General features: G+C 66.5%; 1 pseudogene. It reads left to right on the top strand.

Features of this window, described 5'->3' with window-relative positions:
* Positions 1-349: pseudogene (locus ADL01_RS24605) on the top strand (acyltransferase domain-containing protein); the annotation flags it as partial.

The following is a 349-nucleotide window of genomic DNA, read 5'->3' as shown; positions in this document are numbered from 1 at the left end:
CTGGAGAGGCCTCTGAAGGACGTGATGTTCGGTGCGGACGCCGGGCTGCTGGAGCAGACGGGGTACGCGCAGCCCGCGCTGTTCGCCGTCTAGGTGGCTCTGTATCTCCTTGCTGAGTCGTTTGGGGTGCGGCCGGAGATTGTCGGTGGTCATTCGATCGTTGAGTTGACGGCTGCGTATGTGGCTGGGGTGAGGTCGTTGGAGGATGCGGCCCGACTGGTGGCCGGGCGTGGACAGTTGATGCAGGCGTTGCCTGAGGGTGGGGCGATGCTGGCGGTGCAGGCGGCGGAGGCCGATGTGCTGTCGTTGCTGGAGGGCCTGGACGAGCGTGCTGGTGTGGCGGCGGTGA

The sequence above is a fragment of the Streptomyces sp. NRRL WC-3618 genome (assembly GCF_001280005.1).
Taxonomy (GTDB): domain Bacteria; phylum Actinomycetota; class Actinomycetes; order Streptomycetales; family Streptomycetaceae; genus Streptomyces.
This window is presented reverse-complemented; position numbering and strand designations above follow the sequence as displayed.